Consider the following 3,790-nt stretch of genomic DNA (forward strand, 5'->3'; position numbering starts at 1 on the left):
GTAAGAAGCAGACTCTTCAATTTTGGGGAATCTTAAAAGGGAATGTGTGACCAGGACTTTACCGCGGTGGCCTTCTCCCCCGTCCCAACAGCTGGTGGCCGAACATCTGGCGGACATTGTGGAGCTCTACCGCAGCTGGTAACAAAACGGCAGACCCGAGGGCGTTCGGGTCTGCCGTTTTGTTATGGGGGGCCGGGGGCGAAGAGGCGCAGGGCCCGGGTCTGGGCCTGGAGGAGGTCCTGAAACTGCTGGTAGCTGTCCGCCTCTCTGGGGAGCCAGAAGGGGAGACGCCAGAAGAGCAAATCGCTCCGGGCGGAGGAGACAGGATGGACGGAGACGGGGGCGGGCCGGGAGACGGGGAAGACCACCGCGCCGTTGGGGCAGTTCAGGGCCAGCATGTAGCTGAGGACCTGGAACACGTCCTCCCGCACGCCGCCCTCCCATGGGTCTTGGTCCAGGGTCCGTCCCCAGGACAGGCGGTATTTGGCGTCCACCACCGCCAGGCCGGGGAGGAGGAAGTCGGGGCGAATCTCCCGGGCGCCCCCCAGAATGGGGAAGGTCTGCTGCTGGCCGGGATCGGGGAGGGCGGAAAAGAGGGTTTTGGCCAGCAGCTCCTCCCAGAGCTTGTCAATGTCCAGCAGGACCCCGGTGACCGTCCCGTCCCCCTGGAGCTCCGGCCCCATGTGCCGGAGGATGGCCCGGGCGGTGAGGCGGGCGGGTTCGTAGCCCCGGTGGAGGGGGTGGGTGATCTTCTGCCGGGTCTGCTCCAGCAGGGCCCGAGGGCGGCTGTCCTGCCAGCGGGGGATCTGCCGCTGGAGGGAGCGCAGGGCGTCCCCGCACTGGGGCAGCGTCTGGAGCAGGCGGCGGGTCAGCCGGGGATACTGCCTTCGGGCGGTGGCGAAGGCCAGAAGCAGCAGCCGGTTGCAGGGGTTGTCCGGGCTGTACTCCCGGGTGCGGTAGGCGGCCCTGCCGTCGTCCTGGCCCCCGCTCAGCCGGATATGGCGGGGGATGTCCAGCTGGCCCCGGACCTGGCTGTCATAGCAGGACAGGCTCCGGTAGGCCCGGAAGACGCCCTTCCGCCAGGCCTCCTGGAGCTGTATGGCCAGCCGGCAGACCAGAAGCCAGCCGCAGAGCTCCCCCGTCCCCGCCAGTCCCCCGGCCAGGAGGACCGAGGAGATGTTCCAGCACCGCTCCAGCAGATACCGCAGAAAGTACTGCTGTGTTCCGTCGAACCGGGAGCCGATGGACACCCGGGTCTCCCCAAAGGAGAGGGCCCCCACATAGCACCGGGTGAGGATGGTGTCCCGGTCCAGGGCCTTGAACAGCCGGAGGGGCAGCTGGGCCCCCTCCTCCCCCAGGTCCAGCAGGACCTCTGAGCTCAGGTGGCGCTGTACCTCATGGAGCAGCTCCAACTGTTCCCGGGAGATGGGCCGGGCGCGGCGGGGAGGCTGGGGGGCGGCGCTGTAGAGGGTGTGGTCCAAAAGGGAGATGAGCCCGCTCATGGGCGGTCCCCTCCGGAGAGGAAGGCGGAGCGGCAGCGGGCCAGAAAGTCCCGGACCTGCCTGGGGTTCTCCCCCCGCACGTACTCCTGGAGCAGGAAGCTGACCCGGCAGTCCCACACGAAGCGCAGCAGCTGGTCCAGGCAGGAGAACTGGTCGGGCAGACCGGAGAACTGGCCCTGGGAGATGTAGTACTGCCGGTTCAGCCCGAAGGGGCCGGCCTCCTCCTCCCGGGGGCAGATGACGCGGTTGAGGGCCGCCGTCCGCTGGGCCGCCGTCTTGGCGTTCTCCCGCAGGAGAGGGAGAAAGCTTCCGCTCTGAAAGGCGTTTTCCAGCAGCGCCTGGGTCACTTGCACCTCCTGCCAGGCGAAGCGGCGGCGCAGGGCGAAGTCCATGCTCTCCACCGAGCGGTCGATGTCGTTCATGGTGCCCAGGATAACCACGTTCTCCGGGATGTAGAAGCCGGCGGCAAAAATGTCCGGGTCCCACCGTGCCGCCTGGCCGTCCAGGACCTGATAGGCGGGCAGGTTCCGGTACTGGGTCTGGACCCGGTAGCCCTCCCCCCGCTTGTCGCTCTCCAGGCAGTACATCAGCTCCCCAAAGACCTTGGACAGGTCGGCCCGGTTGATCTCGTCGATGAGGAAGAAATACAGCTTGTCCCGGTCCCCGTCCGCCCGGCGGCAGAAGGCCTTGAAGCTCCCGTCCAGCCGGACGAAGCGGCTGCCCGCCTCCCCCTCCACCGGGCGCAGGCCCTCCACAAAGTCGGTGTAGTCGTAGGAGGGGTGGAACTGGACCAGCTCATAGGTCTCTCCCATACACAGGGCGGCCTGACGGGAGAGGTAGGTCTTGCCCGTGCCCGGCGCGCCGGTGAGGATCAGCTGCTGGATGCCGCCCTGGATCAGCCCGCAGATATCCCCGATGAAGGGGGTCTGGAGCGCCGCCCACATGGCCGCGCAGACCGGGTCCCAGCCGTCCAGATAGGCCCGCAGGGTGTCCAGACCGCCGCTGATGTCCCACTCGGCGCCCTTCTCGTGGGCGGTTTCGTTGTGTTCCCGGAGGCTGGACCACAGCAGCTCCAGACTGCTGTCCCGGTCCAGGGAGGCCAGGTCCGCCGTCAGCTGGCTCAGCGCCCCCTCGGTGTCGGAGAAAGCGCCGCCGTACAGGCGGTTGAACAGCTTCCGGGCGGCCTCGGAGGTGGGGGCCAGCTCTGGCAGGTACTCCTCCGCCAGAGTCTGGAAGTTGAACTCCCGGTCCTCCTCCCAGTCAATGAGCGCAGCCCACAGGAAGAAGTGCAGGGCCGGAATGCGGGAGCTGCTGCTCAGGCGGCGTCCCTCATAGTCCATGGTGTTCCCCGGATTGTCCGGGTCGCTTAGAATGCGGCTAGTCAGCTTGCCCCAGCCCTCCCGCAGGCCGGACCGATCCCGCTCCCGCATCAGACGGGCCAGCTGAGCTGCCGTCAAGGTGCTCCAAAATGCCATGGGTCCCCCTTTCTGTCAAAAACCCGCACGCCCCGGCTTCGGCGTGCGGGTTTTGATTTATGCGGGCTGTTCCTCGTCCTCCCGGGCCAGCCGGTAGCCAATCAGGGGGACGCTCATGTTGGCCAGTCGGGTCTCCTCCTCGCCGCCGGCGGTGAGCCCGGAGACGGTGCTGCTGTTTCCAACCCCGCCCAGGGGGCTGTCTTCGCTGCGCCAGACCACCACGCCGTTCTCCACCTGGAGTCTGGGCCCCAGGTAGCTGGCGCTGGAGGTGTTCTGGGCCCGCTCCGACTCCACAGTCGCCTGCTGAGCCTCATATTGCTGCCGGGCCCGAACCCCCTGGAAAGCCTGGTATCCCATGTAGCCCAGCAGGCCCACCTCTCCAATCCCCAGCAGTACCAGCAGAACGGTGAGAACATTCAGCAGCAGATGGCTCTCCTTGGGGGGCTTGGGGGGCTGCTCCTTGGGCTGCTCCGGGGGCTGACCGCCGGCCTGCTCCGAGGAGAGCTGGGCGTTCTGCTCCTGGACCGCTTCCGGCGGAGCTTCGCTGTTTTTCTTCTCTTTTTTCAGCTTGGGCATTCTGAATCACACGCTTTCTCTCACTTCGCCCCGGTCCCAGGGGCTGTTGGAAATATTATAGCACAATTTGCCGGCGGGTACAAGAGGGCTCTTTCCAGAATCCTTCAATTCGTAAAGTATACAAAATTTTCAGGGCGGGACGAGGGATGGGCCCTGCTTTGCAGGGCCCCACAAGCGGCGAAGCCGCTTGCCCCCTTTTGAAAGGGGGTGCCCCAGTGCGCACACTGGGGCGGGGGA

General features: G+C 66.6%; 3 protein-coding genes. All 3 read right to left on the reverse strand.

Annotated features, from left to right (window positions below; genetic code table 11):
• Positions 1 to 182 precede the first annotated feature (182 nt).
• The 3 genes from D1646_RS16290 to D1646_RS16300 are packed head-to-tail and all read right to left on the reverse strand — an operon-like array spanning position 183 to position 3,553.
• Positions 183 to 1,502 (reverse strand): hypothetical protein, encoded by a 1,320-nt coding sequence (locus tag D1646_RS16290; protein WP_160637487.1) that lies wholly within the window; start codon positions 1,500 to 1,502, stop codon positions 183 to 185.
• Positions 1,499 to 2,977 (reverse strand): AAA family ATPase, encoded by a 1,479-nt coding sequence (locus D1646_RS16295; RefSeq protein ID WP_160637488.1) that lies wholly within the window; start codon positions 2,975 to 2,977, stop codon positions 1,499 to 1,501. Before D1646_RS16295 ends, D1646_RS16290 begins: the two co-directional genes overlap by 4 nt.
• A 57-nt stretch (positions 2,978 to 3,034) precedes the next feature.
• The gene (locus tag D1646_RS16300) at positions 3,035 to 3,553 is read right to left on the reverse strand and encodes a hypothetical protein (RefSeq protein WP_160637489.1); all 519 of its coding nucleotides are present in this window, start codon (positions 3,551 to 3,553) and stop codon (positions 3,035 to 3,037) included.
• Positions 3,554 to 3,790: the final 237 nt, after the last annotated feature.

The organism is Pseudoflavonifractor sp. 60 (genome assembly GCF_009911645.1).
Lineage (GTDB): Bacteria > Bacillota > Clostridia > Oscillospirales > Oscillospiraceae > Lawsonibacter.